The organism is Clostridium saccharoperbutylacetonicum N1-4(HMT) (assembly GCF_000340885.1).
Taxonomy (GTDB): domain Bacteria; phylum Bacillota; class Clostridia; order Clostridiales; family Clostridiaceae; genus Clostridium; species Clostridium saccharoperbutylacetonicum.
On the sequence record NC_020291.1, the window covers coordinates 5,813,481 to 5,827,992 of the forward strand.

General features: G+C 27.0%; 14 protein-coding genes. 2 read left to right on the forward strand and 12 right to left on the reverse strand.

Going from position 1 to position 14,512, the window contains the following annotated elements; all coding sequences use genetic code 11:
• Window positions 1-182: 182 nt before the first annotated feature.
• Both CSPA_RS29870 and CSPA_RS29875 read right to left on the reverse strand, forming a co-directional pair.
• A complete protein-coding gene (locus tag CSPA_RS29870) occupies window positions 183-377 on the reverse strand; it encodes a hypothetical protein (protein WP_157228389.1) in 195 nt (64 codons plus the stop codon).
• Window positions 378-413: 36 nt separating this feature from the next.
• Window positions 414-599: a hypothetical protein gene (locus CSPA_RS29875; protein ID WP_157228388.1), complete on the reverse strand. Its 186-nt coding sequence runs from the start codon at window positions 597-599 to the stop codon at window positions 414-416.
• A gap of 211 nt (window positions 600-810) precedes the next feature.
• Here CSPA_RS29875 and CSPA_RS25510 point away from each other — a divergent pair, with 211 nt between their 5' ends.
• Both CSPA_RS25510 and CSPA_RS25515 read left to right on the forward strand, forming a co-directional pair.
• Entirely contained in the window at window positions 811-1,464 is a 654-nt protein-coding gene (locus tag CSPA_RS25510) for a PspA/IM30 family protein (RefSeq protein WP_015395299.1), read from the forward strand.
• Between the two features lie 11 nt (window positions 1,465-1,475).
• Window positions 1,476-2,129: a hypothetical protein gene (locus CSPA_RS25515; protein ID WP_015395300.1), complete on the forward strand. Its 654-nt coding sequence runs from the start codon at window positions 1,476-1,478 to the stop codon at window positions 2,127-2,129.
• 126 nt (window positions 2,130-2,255) lie between these two features.
• On the opposite strand, the gene CSPA_RS25520 is transcribed toward CSPA_RS25515, so the two are convergent.
• The 10 genes from CSPA_RS25520 to lepB all read right to left on the reverse strand — a co-directional run bounded on the left by CSPA_RS25520 (window position 2,256) and on the right by lepB (window position 14,421).
• Window positions 2,256-2,705: a CBS domain-containing protein gene (locus tag CSPA_RS25520; protein WP_015395301.1), complete on the reverse strand. Its 450-nt coding sequence runs from the start codon at window positions 2,703-2,705 to the stop codon at window positions 2,256-2,258.
• A gap of 124 nt (window positions 2,706-2,829) precedes the next feature.
• The gene (locus CSPA_RS25525) at window positions 2,830-3,735 is read right to left on the reverse strand and encodes a 3'-5' exonuclease (RefSeq protein WP_015395302.1); all 906 of its coding nucleotides are present in this window, start codon (window positions 3,733-3,735) and stop codon (window positions 2,830-2,832) included.
• A gap of 25 nt (window positions 3,736-3,760) precedes the next feature.
• The gene (locus tag CSPA_RS25530; RefSeq protein ID WP_015395303.1) at window positions 3,761-5,563 is read right to left on the reverse strand and encodes a MutS-related protein; all 1,803 of its coding nucleotides are present in this window, start codon (window positions 5,561-5,563) and stop codon (window positions 3,761-3,763) included.
• A gap of 54 nt (window positions 5,564-5,617) precedes the next feature.
• Window positions 5,618-6,085 (reverse strand): GNAT family N-acetyltransferase, encoded by a 468-nt coding sequence (locus CSPA_RS25535; protein WP_015395304.1) that lies wholly within the window; start codon window positions 6,083-6,085, stop codon window positions 5,618-5,620.
• A gap of 585 nt (window positions 6,086-6,670) precedes the next feature.
• Complete coding sequence (locus CSPA_RS25540; RefSeq protein WP_015395305.1) at window positions 6,671-7,567, reverse strand: metal ABC transporter solute-binding protein, Zn/Mn family; 897 nt, start codon at window positions 7,565-7,567, stop codon at window positions 6,671-6,673.
• A 77-nt stretch (window positions 7,568-7,644) separates the two neighbouring features.
• A complete protein-coding gene (locus CSPA_RS25545) occupies window positions 7,645-10,377 on the reverse strand; it encodes an AAA family ATPase (protein ID WP_015395306.1) in 2,733 nt (910 codons plus the stop codon).
• A complete protein-coding gene (locus tag CSPA_RS25550; protein WP_015395307.1) occupies window positions 10,367-11,500 on the reverse strand; it encodes a metallophosphoesterase family protein in 1,134 nt (377 codons plus the stop codon). Before CSPA_RS25550 ends, CSPA_RS25545 begins: the two co-directional genes overlap by 11 nt.
• 186 nt (window positions 11,501-11,686) lie before the next feature.
• Window positions 11,687-11,875: an alpha/beta-type small acid-soluble spore protein gene (locus CSPA_RS25555; RefSeq protein WP_015395308.1), complete on the reverse strand. Its 189-nt coding sequence runs from the start codon at window positions 11,873-11,875 to the stop codon at window positions 11,687-11,689.
• A gap of 196 nt (window positions 11,876-12,071) precedes the next feature.
• Window positions 12,072-13,085 (reverse strand): hypothetical protein, encoded by a 1,014-nt coding sequence (locus tag CSPA_RS25560; RefSeq protein WP_015395309.1) that lies wholly within the window; start codon window positions 13,083-13,085, stop codon window positions 12,072-12,074.
• A 742-nt stretch (window positions 13,086-13,827) separates the two neighbouring features.
• On the reverse strand, window positions 13,828-14,421 hold the full coding sequence (gene lepB / locus CSPA_RS25565) for a signal peptidase I (RefSeq protein WP_015395310.1): 594 nt from the start codon (window positions 14,419-14,421) through the stop codon (window positions 13,828-13,830).
• Window positions 14,422-14,512: the final 91 nt, after the last annotated feature.

The window sequence follows — 14,512 nt, forward strand, 5'->3', positions numbered from 1 at the left end:
ATATTCAATATAATCACATTTTTTAATCACTTTTAACCCAATTCCCATATTGTGTATGATGATTCTTTTTTATATAATAAATACATAATCTTTTAGGGGGCGATCACTATTCATAAGATTAACAAGAAATATGTATTAACTTTACTATTAACATTTATATTTACATTTTCAAGTTTACCAATTTATACACTACATATTACTAATATAAATCCATCTGATAGTACCACAGTATTTGCTAAATCTAGTGGTGGTAAATCGAGCTCTAGCAGCAGTAGTAAATCAAGTTCTAGCAGTTCAAAATCAAGTAGTGGATTTAGCTCCGGTTCCTTTAAAAGTTCGTCTGGCAGTTCTTCATCGAGTACAGACAAAGATTCCACTAGTTCTAAAAGTGCTGAAGGATTTAAATCTGGTAATTATTCAAATAGTAATAGCAGTAATAGTGATAACGCCTCTTCAAAATCAGATTCTAGCACTACATCAACAAGTGATGGTGCTTCAAAGGGCTTCCATAGTGGTTCATACTCAGCTACTGATAATGGTAATTCTTCAGGAGATTCTTCAAAATCTTCTAATTCTGCTAATAACAGCAGTAATAACACTCAAACATATAACAGCGGTGGTTATGGACATAGCTCATTTTGGCCATCCTTTGGATGGGGTGGTGGATACTATAGGCCATTTTATTTTGGATCACCATTAAGTTCATTAATTAATTCTTTAATTCTAGCTGGTATCTTTATATTAGCTATTATATTAATAAAAAAATACTTAAATAAAAGAAAATAATTTGTAAATTTTGGAGGTATTAATATGGGAATTTTCACAAGAATGTCAAACATGATCAAGGCAAAGGTTAACGATACATTAGATGAGATGGAGGATCCAGTTGAATTATTAGATCAAAAATTAAGAGATATGGATGAACAATTTAACAAAGCAAAATTAAGTTCAGCTCAAATTCTAGGCAACGTTCATGAAATTGAAAAAAAATTAGAGTTGGCTAAAAAAGAATCTGAAGATTATGATCAAAAAGTAAAATTAGCTTTAAGCAAAGGTAATGAAGATTTAGCTAAAAGAGCATTAGCAAAAAAAGTTGAAACAGATAAGAAAGTTTCTTCATTGCAAGCAAGCTATGATAATTCTAAAACTCAAGCTGAAACATTAAAAGCAAACCTTCGTGCTCTAGAAGAAGAAATTACAAAAACTAGGAACTATAGAGATGAAGCTGCAGCAAGATTTGCAAATGCAGAAGCTTCTCAAAAGGTCAATGAAGTTCTTGCAAATGTTCAAACAAAAAGTAACTCAATTCAAATCGACAGTATAGAAAGAAAAATTCAAAGAAAAGAATCTCTTGCACAAGGTTTGGGAGAATTAAGAGACTTAGATAATTTTGATAGTGAATTTGAAAAGTTAGATGAAGTTGATTTAGATCTTGAACTTGCAAAATACAAAACTAATAGCTAGGTTGTGATACGATGGACAATAAAGATATTGATTTTATTAATTCAGAAAGAAGACATTGGGGAAAAATATATACTGATATAGCTTATGCAATAAATGAAATATCCCCATTCCTTTCTGAAAAAGATTTAAATTCAAGAAAATATTTTTCAAAAGCTTCAGTTCTTCAGCAATACACTAAACTTTTAGATTCTGCTGAAGCTGATTGTAAAAAGAAATCGTTCTTTTCAATGTTTACTTCAAGCCCTTCAATTAGTCTTCTTCAAGATTATAAGACTAAAAATATGGAAACCTTTAATCAATTAGAAAAATGTTCAAGCTGTGAATGCTTAAGCTGTAGTTTTGAATGTAATTTCAAAAAATGCTCTGGCTGTAGAAAAGGTTCAAAGATTTACTCATGTGATAGAAAAAGAGTTAATGTGAGAAAGTTTGACAGTTACACAATTGATTTAACTAACAATGAAACTGGTCGTTCTTCAAGATATGAAGTATTAGCCATGGTAGAAGATTGTTCTTTAGACAACCTATACATCTTACTAGAAAACATGAATGATTCCAATGATAAACTAGTATTATACTATTATCCTGGAATTAAAGAAGATTCCTATGGTGAAATAACAGATCCTAATGAATTCGACTTTATAGTTGAAACTTATCAAAATTCATAACAGCCAAAATAAATAAACTATTGTTTTCCTATTTCATCGAAAACAATAGTTTATTCACTTCTAATACCATTATTGAATTTCTAAACTAGATTCTATAGTTTGTACATTTAGTCATCAGTATTTCTATTATCCTTCATCATACATTAAAAATTGTTGAACTTCTAAATGCTTCCTTCTTTCCATCTCATTAAAACAATAATTTATTATATCACTTCTTTTTATTATTCCTATAAAAGTTCCTTCATCATCTGTTACAGGTACAAAATTTTGACTTACTGCTAATGATATTAAACTTTCTATATTAGAGGTTATAGAAACAGATTTGTGATTTATTCTTCTTGGAATCTCCTTAACCTTAATAGATTCTGTATTCTTAAAATTTAAATTGTGCGTATTTTTTAATTTCCACAATAAATCACCTTCAGTTAGTGTTCCAACATACTTCCCTTCTCTGTCTATAATCGGTATTGCTGTATATCCATGGTGTTCCATTCTCTCCATAACCTGTCTCATTGTTGACTCTTGATTTTCGCATACGACTTCATGCTTAGGTGTAAGAAAAAAGGCTATATTCATAAATAAAATCCTTTCCTTAATTGTATTCATTTGATTTTTGTTTATAAATCTATTTTATCATACTTCAAATAAAAATTCTCCAGGTAAACCATTGCTTATTAGTAAATATTCGTTTATTCGGCTTTTAACTTCTGCTATTCTCTAATTTATAAATGTAATCTAGATATTTCTCATTTTTTAAAATACTATTAACCTCACAATACCCTTCTTCTCCCTGAAGAGTTTTTTTAACTATAACTTCGCATAAAATATTACTTTTACACTTTGGACATGTACCTACCGCTGCAAATCTCCAATTTAAAAGTTTTATTTCTGTTTCTAGTTCAATTTTCTTTCCGCACTTAGGACATTTTAACATTAGTTTTTCCTCTTCAATTTTTACATCTTCTAAATTTGATAAATGTATAGCTGGCATATTATAAATATCTTTAACTATATAATTATTAATAATTCTCGAATTATATACTCTTCTAAATACTTCTACTGTATATTTTGCATCATTTAATGCATCATGCAATTTTGTATCATCAACCTTAATTTTCAATTCATCTAAAGCTACTTTTAATCCTAATGCATTTTTATGTCCTAATATTTTTGAAACATATTCTTGAACATCCAAATATTCGTTTAACCATTTTAAATCACTAAATTTATAATAATTTGCATTTATAATTAATTCTGCAATATCATCTTTAGCCCAAGAACATAAAATATCCCCTTCTTCAAACATGCCTTTTAATTTATTTATAGCTTCTTCAAAAGGTACTCCTTTCTCATCAAGAATATCCTGATTTATCTTTGTTATCTCTGTTACTACAGGATTAATTACTGGAAATATTGTAGGTTTAACGTACTCTCTAAATTCACTTATTGGTTTCATATATTTATCAACTTTTATAGCACCTATTTCAATAATTTCATTTTCAATTCCAACATTTTTGAAATCTCCATATCTCTCAAAGAAATCCTTATGATAATTTGTTATATTTTTCAAATTATTAAATTCTAAATCAATAATAATGTACCCCATATTTAATCCTTTCTAATCTTTATATTTATTTTTCAATCTCAATCCCAATCCCAGCTAACTTCATTAGCTGGATTGCATTTTGTGTTTCACTTTTTCCTCTTCTTAATATATAATCGAATTTTATTTTATTTTTTTCATAGAATTCTCTAAAATTATAATTCACTATTCTTCTATCTTCATTTTCTAAATCACATAATTCTAAATCATGAGTTGAAACAAGGCCAAATCCCCCATATTGAATCAACTGCTTTATAAGAACAGTAGCTCCAGTATGCCTATCCTTTGAATTTGTTCCTTTAAATATCTCATCCAAAAGAAAGAATATTTTTTCTCCTTTTTTACATGCTTCTATTAAAATTTTTATTCTTAAAATTTCTGCATAAAATGAAGAAATGCTTTCTTCTAAATTATCCTTTGTTCTCATACAGGTATATACATTCATAATTCCACAAGAAAATTTTTCTGCACACACTGGTGCCCCTATATAACTAAGTATCAAGTTAACTCCTATCGTTCTTAAAAATGTACTTTTCCCTGACATATTAGAACCTGTAATTAATGCAACTCTTCGATTATCAATTAGTGAAAAGGAGTTTTTAACTGCTCTTTTTCCTAAAAGTGGATGCCCTATAACTGCTCCTTCTACTCCATCAGTATCTAATATTACTGGATAAATCCACTTATCATTTTCAAAGGATAAATTACTAATACTACTTAAAGCATCTATTTCATGCATAACATCAAGCCAAATATCTAACTTGTCACCATTTTTTTCTCTCCATTTTTCTAAACTACTCATTAGAAATACATCTAGAAAAATTATGATATTGAATAAAAGATAATATGCATTATAAGAACTATTTCCTGCCCAATCTACTATCTTGGAAAACTTTTTCATTTCTTCAGTACAGCTGGTGGTTTCACTTCTCAATTTATCCTGCAATCTTTTCAAATAGATAGAATTAAAATTTTCATTTTCAATAAGTTCAAGAATTCTGCTATAACTATAGATTGCACACTTTGTATTTTCAAATAATTTTATTTCCTCTTTTATACCTTTAGACATTATCTTAATAACTAAATAATTAACCATAAGATCTAATAATAGAAAAGCTGCTGGAATTTTTTGTACTGCTATTAAGTATATTGAGCAAAGTGTTACAAAAATAAAAGTACATGCAATAGCAATTCTTAAATAACTTGAAGACTCACTCACTTTACTCCACTTAAGCAAACCATTTAAATCTATATCTTTTGATCTTTTTAGTTTTCCTTCAACAATTAACTTTTGCCTCCATGAAACCTTTTCTCCTAGTTCCTTTATAGCCTCCTGTCTTTCTCTTATTTCTTGTACAACTAATATTTTTTCCTTCTTTAGTACTCTTGATAATTCTTCACGACCACCTTTAGTCACTGTAGAATTAATATATTGAAAGACCGAATTATTCCCAAATATATCTAAATCGTTTATAAAGGAATGTTTATTGTCTAAATACTCCTCTCCATTATCTTTAAAATATTTAAATTCACCATTTAATCTTTTAATTCCCTCTTCATTTATTTCTACTAGCAAATCAAGTTTCTTTTTACATTCAAATATATTATTATGATAAAATACTAATGCTAAAAATATAATCGAAAAAATTATAGTTACTAGTATAATTGTCTTTAAACTATTTTGAGTATATAATATATAATCAATTACAACCGCTAGAATCACTACAACAAGTCTACTCCATCCAACTATACTTACTTTTACATTTAGCTCTTGGCTTTCTTTCCTATTCTTCTTAATATTATTTTCATAAAATTCTTCAGCTAAAACCATATTACCTCCTAATTATTATTTTCAATCTACTTCATTCATTAAAATGAATAATCTTTATTCACAATTATTTTCTCTGAAAATATCTTTCGTCATTAATGCCATATCCATATCCATATCCTCATAAAAATTATTGTTCAGATAAAATTTACTTGTTCCATTCCCTTTTGAAGTCACCAGAATAATTTTAGTTACATCAAGTTCTATTAACCGTTCTTCTAATGCATTAACCAACTCACTTCCTATTCCTTTCCCCTGAAGCTCATTAGAAATAAACAATTCTTTTAAGTTATAATGAATGCCATTATAATACTGCTCACAATTACCAAGGATAGCACCTTTAACATTTCCATCTTCAGCATATAAAATTCCCACAAAATTTGGTGTCATATAAATATCGTTTAATCTTTTTTTAGCAGTTTCTAACGTCCATTTATCATTCCAAGGTTCATTGTTAAATGCTTCCACAAAAAGTTCTGAACACTTTAATATATCTTCTTTATTAATCATAAAAATTTGACCCAAAACACCTGCCTCCTATAATTTACTTAATCCAGTAACAAGAATATTTTAAAATTTGATTTCCTACACAAGTTCATTTCCAGTTACTTACCATTTCAATAGTACCATTTTATATAATACATTTCAAACCTATTCATCTTTTATCCTTATATAGATATCCAAATTAATAATCAAACTTATAAATGTAATATACATGCATCATTGAGAAATTATAATCGTAACACTAAACTAGAAATTAGATACATTTTTCTGGAAGCAGGCATGTGAAATTGAGCTGATGATGGTTCTTAATGGGGGCTTGTTTCATTTTCAGCTTGTCTAAAAGTGAATGTCCAAATTTTATATTTGGAAACATGAACTTTCTCCTTGGGGATTTTACATCTGGAACACGCTGAAATGACAACAAGCCGCCATTTAGAACCTTCCAGCGAAAATTTCACTAGTCCTGTGGAAGATAAATGTATCTGATTTCGGTAATTGTTGCATTGTATATCTATGCAGAACAATAATATTCTTTCCTGCAAATATAATGAAAAAAGCATCAATAAATCTAAATTGATTTATTTGATGCCTCACAAACTTAACTATCTATTCTTTTGATAAACAGTCATATATTTCATTTAAATTATATTTCATTGCTTCTATATAATTTTTATCATCTTCTTTAGATTCTAAAGTTAATATTGGAACCACCTTTGCATCAACTTCTTTTGCTAAAGTTTGTGATACTTTGGGACTCGCTAATGATTCTGAAAAAACTGTTTTTATGTTATTTTCTTTACAGAAGGTTACTAATTCTTCTAATTGTTTTGGAGTTGGTTCTCCCTCTGCAAATAAATTTTCAACTGACTTTTGCGTTAACCCAAAATCTCTGCATAAATATCCAAAAGCAGCATGACCTGTTATGAAATTCTTTTTATTTAATGCATCAAATTTAGGTTTATATTCATTATACACTGCCTCTAACTCTACTTTAAACTTATTATAATTTTCTTCATAATAATCTTTATTTTTTTCATCAAGCTTAACAAGAGTATTTTTTATATTTTCACATTGTATTTCTGCATTTTTAGGACTTAACCAAATATGTGGATCAATAGCATTTCCTTCTTTCCTTACATCAACTCCTGCACTTGAATCAACAATCACTACCTTGCTATCTTTAATTGACTCATTAACTTGATCTACCCATTCTTCCATACCTAATCCATTATAAATAAATACCTTACTATCAGTTAATGTCTTAAAATCTTTAGTCTTTGGTTCATAGTCATGTGGTTCCATATTATCTGGAACTAAGCAGGTAACATCCGCTTTATCACCAGCAATTTTTTCTGTAAATTCTTTTAGTGGATATATTGATACAACAATATTTAATTTCTCATCTGCAGTATTTTGCGTTACCGTTTTTGAATTAGTCTGACAACTAATAAGCATAACTCCTATTAATAGCGCTAATACTCCTGAAATGATCTTCTTTTTCATATCTTACCTCTCTTTGCATTTGATTTGCATTTGCATCTCTGGTAATAATATTACTATTTATGCTTTCATATGTCAATTCAAAGATTAATTAAATTATATTCATATTGCTCGTCGTCCAATATATCTTTTTCTATCTCTTGGCAAGTAAAAAATATTATTTGTTCAAAATTCTCGCCCGCTAAAAGCTCTATAGCCTTTTTTCTTCTCTCATCATCATATTGAACAAAAGCATCATCTAAATATATTGGGACATCTTTATTTTTAAACAGCATATTAATAAAAGAAAGTCTTAAAGCTAAGTATAATTGATCTTTAGCTCCATTACTTAATATTTCTGCTTCAAATAATAGTCCTTCATTTCTGATCTTCAGTTTATATTCCTCTGATATTTTAGCTTCCTCATAATGTCCATTAACTAAAAAATTAAATTTATCAATAACTTTTTTATTTAATTCTGGCCCTACATTTTTCTTGATTTCATTAAAAGATTCTTGGAGAATATCACTTGCAAGCTCTATTGCTTTAAATTCCTTTTCACGTTTTAAAGTTTTCTCTGTATTTATTGATATTTCTTCTTCAATTTCTGAAATCTCTCTTTTTCCCAAGTATCTTTTCTCTATTAGATATTCTAAGTCCTTTATTTCTTTTTCAGTCTTTAATAATTCATTAGACTGCTTCCTAATTTCAATATCTATTTCTTCTTCTGATTCATATGAATAATTTATATCGTTATTTATTATTTCCTTCATTTCTTGCTTAATTTCGTCTATGTTCCGATCCTTTATTAAAACCTTATAAGTTTCTTCAACATTTTGTAAAGCACTTCTAATTTCTTTCATTTTATTTATTTTTTCTTTATATTCCTTTAAGTTCATATGAAGATCAGCTATTTCAATATTTTCTAATCCTAATATTGAAGTTTTTTTCCTTATTTCTTTTTCTCTTTCAAGCAGCTGCTCTGAAATATTATATATTTCTTGATTAACTCCATTAATTTCATATTCATTTCTAGATATTTCTTCCCTTAATGCTTCATAAATTTCTAATTTTCCTAATACCTCATCTAAAGAATTACAAGACAATACATTACATAATGAAGAAATTACACCTTTGTTTCTATTATACTCAGTTTTTAACTTAGTAATATCAAATTTATTCAGCTCATCTTCTTTATTCTTAATAATTATCTCCATACTTTCTCTATAACTTTTATACTTATCATATTGAGCAAGCTTACTTATAAATTCTTCATATGATACACACTCTAATTGATTTATATAGTTATTGAGTTTTTCCTCATACCCTGAAATCTTTTTCTGTAGTTCATCTATGAATTCTTTATTTTTCTTATTAATCTCCTGCTTTTTTATTTCTATAGAATATTTTAAATATAAGCTCACCAATAAAATAAATATAGGTATACATGCAATCATAACAGGCATAACTTGTTTTAACACACTATATACAAAAGCAACTATACTCATACTTCCAATTACATAAACAAATTTTATTTTTGTATAAGCATTTTTCAAGTTTGTCTTAACTTTATGGTAATCTTGATTTTCTATTTTATATTTTAACTCTGTCAAACCATCTCTATAACAATTTATAAGCTCTTCAATTTCTTCTCTGTGTTTGCTTATAAATTCTAAATTTCCTATTGCTCTCTCGTTTTTATTAATTTCCATTTTCAGTCTAGAAATTTCATTTTGGACACTAATAAAACCATTAATCTTTTCCTCTAAGTTTTTCACATCAGCTTTTAGAGTATATATCTTATCCTTTATATTATTGCCCATTGATAAAAACACACTATAAATCCTCATATTTTCTTTCTTTTGATGTATTTGTTCTTCTAACCTATAGAGTTTATTCAATTTTTCTTGCTTCGCATCTAGCAAACTTAGATATTTTGAACTCTTTTCATTAATTTCTTCTAGAAATTCAACTGTTATATATTCATTACCTTTTTTCAATTCTTGACTTATTACTTGCTGTTCTCTTTTAAGTTCTTCACCTTTTATTAAATAACTACTTATTTCTTTATAATCCTTTTTAAGCTTAATCTTTTTTACATACTTCTTATATAAATCTAATTTTTTAATTTGTTCTTTTATATTTTCCTTTATATCTCTCTTTTTTAGTAAATTTTCTTCATTATCTACATTTTCTTCTGCCAGTTTATAAGCTTCCCATAGCTCTGCTTTTAACAACGCATTGCCTTCCTTGAGCAAGTCAAGTTCTCCACCTTTTCTCACACTAGATAACTGCTTTTTCCTTTTCTCCAATCTCTCGAGCACTTTTTTTACTGAAGTATTTTCATCTCCAGTATTATAAATATTAGTCATCTTTTCCATTATCTCTTCTTCTTTGTCCTTTAATATCATAACCCCTAACTGACTTATAAATAGTGTTTTCATAAAAGTAGATAAATTTATATTAAAAAAATATTTTCCTGGCTCATTTGCATATTCTATATCAATTGTTTCACCAGTTATTTCATCTAAAATTTCACAGGTGTCATCTTTCCTACTATTTCCAAAGCTTCTTTTTATAATATATCCTTTTCCATTGTACTCCATTGTTAATTCACCAGAAATCTTTTCTCCGGTTAAAGGCATATACCTTCTTCTATCATTAAAACGTCCTCTTGAGCCATCAATTCCATAAAACCATATTCTAATAAAATTCTCAATAGTGCTTTTTCCCTTTTCATTTCTCCCATAAATTAAGTTGAAACCATTTGAAAAATCTAAACTTTTACTTCTTAAACCTGCAAACGCATGTATATCAACTCTTTTAATTATCAACTATCTTCACCTCATCTCCTGAAATACTTTGAAGTCCTATTTTGAGGGCTAAAGTTATAATTTCTTTTTCTTCTTTTGTTTCTGCATTTTTTAATTTTTCATATATTTTTTTTGCAAATACATTTTTAAGTGAATATCCTTTAATCAACTCAGTTATATCAAGTTTAATTTCACTTTTATCAACAATTTTTATAAAATAAAATTCATTCTTCAATAGTTCTTCCAATACTTCTTCATTTATAGTAAATTCTTCACTTACCTGCCCTATTAAAATTATTTTGTAAAAATTATTTTTTCTTTCATAATTGCTTATCTCATTCAATATGATATTTTTCACTTCATTATATCCAAAACAATCGTCAATATTTATTTCTCTTTCATAATAATTTCTAATTGAAGTCTTATTAAATTTACTTTCTACATATCTGTCCTTAAGCTGTAATAAAACTACACCTTTATCATCTAATTCATCAAACCCTCTTCCTTGTGGACATCCACTATAACTATAATAAGTATTTTTTATTCTTCTAACTTCAGAAAATTTATGTCTATGTCCCAAAGCTATATAATCCATATTGCTATTACCCATTTCTTCTTCAGTAATAGGATTATAATCATTTCCTTCACTAATTGTAGAAATCTCACCATGAAGTACCATTATATTATTATACCCTTCTACTCTTTCAACTTTACTTAATAAAGACTTATTGATATGAGTAGTATTAAACCCCGCCCCCCATACTACAGTATTTAAATCTTCTAAAAATATTTTCTCCATTTCTCCTTTGAAAATATAAACGTTATCTGGCCATTCCACAATGCTATAAAAGGATTTTTCATTAATTGGATCATGATTTCCTGGACTTATAAACACTTTGACATTCTTTATTTTTTCAAGACAATTTTTAATAAAATAAAGAGTCGTCTTATTTACAGATAGATTATCAAACACATCACCTGCTATCAACAATATATCTATTTCATCATCCAATGCTATTTGCATTATTTTTTCAAAAACTAATTTTAATTCCTCCTTATTTTTCAAAGCTTGTTTGGGTGTCATTCCACTAAAAGGAGTATCAAAATGTATATCTGCTGTATGTAAAATTTTTATTTTTCTCATAATAATCACCTATAACTTCATATCGAACTTTTGTTCTAATTTTACCACGAAAATTTAGAACAGTCCAAAAATCTTTATAAACACACAAAGAAGAGATACATTTCACTTTTGTGTAATGTATCTCCCTGCTTTAGAATATGATTATGTTTTTTAACACATAGGATATAGCTTAAAAAATGTTTTTAATTATATTCTATGTTCATATTCCTCTACCATTCTTTTTACCATTTCTCCGCCTACTGAACCACATTGTCTAGAACTTAGTTCTCCATTATATTCTTTAAATGGAACTCCTAGTTCTTGAGCTACTTCGTTCTTGAATTTAGATAAACCTTGTCTTGCTTCTGGAACTAATGCCCTATTACTATTTGACATGACGATCCCCTCCTCGGTTAATTTGGTATATATATCAGTAAACAAAGTATTTTCACTTCATCTGCCGACAATAGTATTTTAACCTTAAACGGTCATATCATTCACGTTAATTTAAGGGTAATATTAAAATTTTTACCATAATTATTCCTTTTAAAAATAACTTCATAATATATATTTATTATTTCCTCTGTTTCTACTATACGACTATTTCTTTTAATACAACTTGTATCTCTCGATTTATCTCAAAAAGAAGATTATCCTTTTTATCTATTATAAATAGATTTAATAAATCAACTGCCAATATATTCAATTCATTAATATCCTTATCATTTAATACAGCTTTATTTTTAGCTTTGCTTAAATATTTATTAATATCTTTATAAAGTCTAATCATTTCATCTTTTATTTGTTCTTTTGATATTAATTCTCTATTCAATCCAGACGATATTTTAATGAAATCTATTACCTTCATTGGAATTAGAAGGTACATACTACTTTCAAATAATTGTTTAAAATCATATTTCCAACCCTTAATTATATTAACTTTGCACGCTACATTTTCACCTTCACAGTCATCTCTAAATTCATATTCATCAGGTACTTCAATACTTGAATTTAACATTATTAAGTACTTTGTAGAATCTTCTTTTAAATTGTTCTCGTTAACATATTCTTTTCTTTTTTTATTTAGACTTATAACATTATTATCATCAGACAAATCAACTTTACTTATTATTATCCCTATATTTTGTTCATCTTTTGCTTGAAACTGTATTTTATATTCAATTTTTTTATATTCATCTTCTGCTGATACTTTCAAATTATAATTTGAATCCTTCAATATTATTACTTCACTTTTAGAACCTTCTCTATTTTTCGTAATATTAACTTTTGCAGTTTCATTAAAATCATCATTATATATCGAATTAATTAATTCCATCAATGGCATATAATTTTTTAATGAAAAAATTCTTTCCATAATCTTAATTAACTTTTTTTCAAAAACACTGCTTTTTGCTTTTGCATCATTATCATTATTTAAACTAAATAATCCTTCTCTATTTTGCAAACAGTTAAATTTTTCTTTGAAAGTAACATAAGAATTCTTATACTCTTGCTGCTCTGCATCATCTTCAATGACAGTTAACAATTTATTTCTATATTTAACTTTTTCTTCTCTTACTTCATTTAATAAAATTAACTTATTCATAACTTTTCCACCTCTACCATGGATTATTACCATAATATGCTTATATTATACGATTATTTCGAGGATTTCAATGTAAATTTATTCCATAGAAAGATTAAAATTATATAAAATTGATCTTTTGTTACTATAATTTTATTATTTTAATAAAATCATCACCTTTTCAAATATAAAAAATATAATTACTATATGATTTTTTTTATATTATTTAAAAATTCGATATTTTTCTACTTTCTTTCGACATTTACCAATAATCATATTATTATTACAATATGCAGTTTTAGTTTTTCAGATAAATTTAAAGTATTATAATAATAACGTTTTAACTTCCTGAATATATTTCTTAATTATAACTAACTTCTATTCTTATATAGATATCCAAATTAATAATCAAACTTATAAATATAATATAGATACATCATCGAGAAATTATAATCGTAACACTACTCTAGAAATCAGATACATTTTTCTGGAAGCAGGTATGTGAAATTGAGCTGATAAAGGTTCTTAATGGGGGCTTGTTTCATTTACAGCTTGTCCAAAAGTGAATGTCCAAATTTTATATTTGGAAACATGAACTTTCTCCTTGGAGATTTTACATCTGGAACACGCTAAAATGACGACAAGCCACCATTTATAACCTTCCAGTGAAAATTTCACTAGTCCTGTGGAAGATAAATGTATCTGATTTCGGTAATTGTTGCATAAGTCTATTCTTCTGATAATCTCTGATTAGTCTTAATTATTAGTTTATACTTCCAAAATGCTCCAATGGATAAAATTTAAATTGTACTTTTCCTTCTATATAAGAAGCATCAATATAAGGATTATTCCAGCGTCTTGAATCAGCTGAATCTGGTCTATTATCTCCTAAAAAGAAGTACTTTCCTTCTGGCACTTGAAAACTTCCATTATAGTTGTCTTTATTTTTCACATAATCTTCATTTAATTTTTCTCCGTTTCTAAACACTACTCCATCTTTTATATCAATTTTATCTCCTGGAAGTCCTATTAATCTTTTTACTAATCTTTCTTTGTATTCATCTGAATGAAAAACTATAATGTCACCTTCTTTAAGATTTTCTGTATTGTATACTCTAGTTACAGCTAATCTGTCTTTTACGTTTAAAGTTGGAATTAATGAACCGCTCATCACTTCCACATTAAAAAATAGAAATTTATGTACTAATAAAGCTACTCCTATTGCAGCAATTATTGGTATAACCCAGTCTTTAAAGAAATTTTTATTACTTCCTCTAATAGATTTATCATCTGTATTTTTTTCCGAATTATTAATTACAAATTGCTTTAAATTAAGCATTTTACTATTTCCACTCATTATTGTCACTCCATTCTCAAAAATTTTGAATAAATTCTTATCACTAAAATCAAATTTACAATCCAAAACGAATCATATATAATAACTTATC

Bases quoted from the DNA above. Each gene is read 5' to 3' on its own strand.
- CSPA_RS25555 (WP_015395308.1), bottom strand. From the start codon at position 11,875: ATGTCAAATAGTAATAGGGCATTAGTTCCAGAAGCAAGACAAGGTTTA.
- CSPA_RS25515 (WP_015395300.1), top strand. From the start codon at position 1,476: ATGGACAATAAAGATATTGATTTTATTAATTCAGAAAGAAGACATTGG.
- CSPA_RS25530 (WP_015395303.1), bottom strand. From the start codon at position 5,563: ATGGTTTTAGCTGAAGAATTTTATGAAAATAATATTAAGAAGAATAGG.
- CSPA_RS25520 (WP_015395301.1), bottom strand. From the start codon at position 2,705: ATGAATATAGCCTTTTTTCTTACACCTAAGCATGAAGTCGTATGCGAA.
- CSPA_RS25510 (WP_015395299.1), top strand. From the start codon at position 811: ATGGGAATTTTCACAAGAATGTCAAACATGATCAAGGCAAAGGTTAAC.
- CSPA_RS25525 (WP_015395302.1), bottom strand. From the start codon at position 3,735: ATGGGGTACATTATTATTGATTTAGAATTTAATAATTTGAAAAATATA.
- CSPA_RS25560 (WP_015395309.1), bottom strand. From the start codon at position 13,085: ATGAATAAGTTAATTTTATTAAATGAAGTAAGAGAAGAAAAAGTTAAA.
- lepB (WP_015395310.1), bottom strand. From the start codon at position 14,421: ATGAGTGGAAATAGTAAAATGCTTAATTTAAAGCAATTTGTAATTAAT.
- CSPA_RS25550 (WP_015395307.1), bottom strand. From the start codon at position 11,500: ATGAGAAAAATAAAAATTTTACATACAGCAGATATACATTTTGATACT.
- CSPA_RS25540 (WP_015395305.1), bottom strand. From the start codon at position 7,567: ATGAAAAAGAAGATCATTTCAGGAGTATTAGCGCTATTAATAGGAGTT.